1 protein-coding gene and 2 pseudogenes are annotated in these 2,224 nt (G+C 52.0%); 1 reads left to right on the forward strand and 2 read right to left on the reverse strand.

Annotated elements, in window-relative coordinates:
* Positions 1-144: 144 nt before the first annotated feature.
* Positions 145-801: pseudogene (manZ, locus tag QZ506_RS16105) on the reverse strand (PTS mannose transporter subunit IID); the annotation flags it as partial.
* 14 nt (positions 802-815) lie between these two features.
* Entirely contained in the window at positions 816-1,616 is an 801-nt protein-coding gene (locus QZ506_RS16110; protein ID WP_291972449.1) for a PTS mannose/fructose/sorbose transporter subunit IIC, read from the reverse strand.
* Positions 1,617-1,746: 130 nt separating this feature from the next.
* Here QZ506_RS16110 and QZ506_RS16115 point away from each other — a divergent pair.
* Positions 1,747-2,224: pseudogene (locus QZ506_RS16115) on the forward strand (transposase); the annotation flags it as partial.

The raw sequence follows: 2,224 nt of genomic DNA on the forward strand, positions 1-2,224 counted from the left end.
CCGCGCTGCTTGAGGGCCTTGTTATAAGAGGGCCAGTTGGTGATTTTAACATTTTGTTTTGCCATGGAGACCTGATTTTGAAACAACTGTGGTGATCTGCTCCGATGATTACCCAAAAGTTCTATTTATTCAACAAAGCCCGTTCTGATTAGTAATGCGCGAAACCACCATGGGGATATTTACATGGGTCCACTTGTTAACTAACGCCTCCATGACAAACAGGCCGAGGATAGATGCCCCCTCGGTCATCTTTTGCAGGAAGCAGCCGCCCATATCACTGACGATATCGATGCCTTTACGGTAACCGTAAGCCACTCCGTAATAGCGCACCAACAGACGTACCAGGTTAAACAGCACGAAGAACAAGATCGGGCCGGGCAGGCTGCCACTCATGGCGATACCCGCACCCAGCGCGGCAAACACCGGACGGGCGGTTCCCCAGAAAATCGGGTCGCCGATACCGGCCAACGGTCCCATCAGACCAACTTTCAGACCGTTGATCGCGCCGTCATCAATCGGGGCACCGTTGGCACGCTGTTCTTCCATCGCCATAGCGACGCCCAGTACTGGCGCTGCTACGAAAGGTTGCGTGTTAAAAAACTCCAGATGGCGTTTGATCGCGTGTTTACGCTCTTCCGAGTTTTCTGGATACAGACGACGAATGACGGGCACCATGGAAAAACAGAATCCCAGCGCCTGCATACGTTCGAAGTTCCACGATCCCTGAAACAGGTTGGAGCGAATAAACACCGCACGAATATCGCTGGGCGTCAGTTTTTTCTCTTGTGTTGAATCAACCATTTATTTCACCCCTGTTAGTCCAGTTCGTTATCAAGATCGTTGCTGCCCGATGCACTGGCGGGTTGCCCCTGCGCCTTGTTGTATTTCGGACTTAACTGGATGTACATGATCGCCATGACAATACCGATAACCCCCAGCGCAACCAGGTTGAACTGGGTGAAGGCGGCAGTAACGAAGCCAAGATAGAAGAACGGCATCAGGTAGCCAGCACGCATCATGTTGATAACCATCGCATAACCAACAACAACGATCATACCACCTGAAATATTCAGCCCGTTGTTCACCACCTCAGGGATGGAGTTCAGCAGTGTGTGAACCGCTTCCGTACCGACGGACACGGCCACAATCAGCGCCGGAATGGTGATACGCATCGCCTGCAATAGCAGGGCAGAAACGTGAATCCAACTGATGGCGCTTAAATTACCGCGTTCCGCTGCGCTGTCAGCGGCGTGTTGGAAGGCCACGGTGATGGTACGAACGATAATGGTTAATACCTGACCTGCTGCGGCAAGCGGGATAGCCAGCGCAATACCGGCCCCAACGCCCTGACCACCGGCGATAACCAGAATGGTAGAGATGATGGACGCGAGTGCAGCATCAGGTGCTACAGCAGCACCGATATTCATCCATCCCAGCGCGATCATTTCTAGGGTCCCGCCGATGATGATCCCGGTTTGCAAATCACCGAGCACGGCGCCAATCAATGTACAGGCGACTAGAGGGCGGTGAAACTGGAATTCATCGAGAATAGACCCCATCCCCGAGACGCATGAGACGAGAAATATCAGCACAAGTTGAAGTGTTGTTATCTCCATTGTACTTCTCTTATGAGAAAACTGTCTGAGTAAACATGGTCAAAATAAACATAGTCGAGACAGCGCATTAGGCTGTGTCCCTTAATTGCCTGAGTTATAGTAACCGTATGTTTCCACAGTATATTGAACTATGGCTCGCTACGACCTTCCCGATGAGGCATGGATGACCATCCAGTCTTTACTGCCTGCTGAACCAGCAATACCACGTGCCGGACGTCCATGGGCAGAACATCGTAAAATCATCAATGGTATGTTCTGGATTCTGTGCTCAGGTGCTCCATGGCGTGATTTACCTGAGCGATATGAATGGTCTGCCACGGCGCTGGATGGCAGTAATATCCGGGCGCTGAAATGTGCTGCCGGTGCTCAAAAAAACGTCCCGATATCGCCGGAGATAACGGTCTGGGTCGCTCTCGCAGTGGTTTTGGCACCAAAATCCATCTGGCAACAGACGGAAGTGGTCTCCCGTTAAACATCCTGCTGAGCCCCGGACAGGCTCACGAAAGCCAGTTCGCATTACGTCTTCTGGACGGTATTGGTGTTCGGCGCCAGAATGGCAGCATGAAGCGTCGTGGTTATGCGGTGCTGGCTGACAAAGCTTATTCAGG

The organism is Candidatus Symbiopectobacterium sp. (assembly GCF_020054415.1).
In the GTDB taxonomy this organism is placed as follows: Bacteria; Pseudomonadota; Gammaproteobacteria; order Enterobacterales; family Enterobacteriaceae; genus Symbiopectobacterium.

Bases quoted from the DNA above. Each gene is read 5' to 3' on its own strand.
- QZ506_RS16110 (WP_291972449.1), bottom strand. From the start codon at position 1,616: ATGGAGATAACAACACTTCAACTTGTGCTGATATTTCTCGTCTCATGC.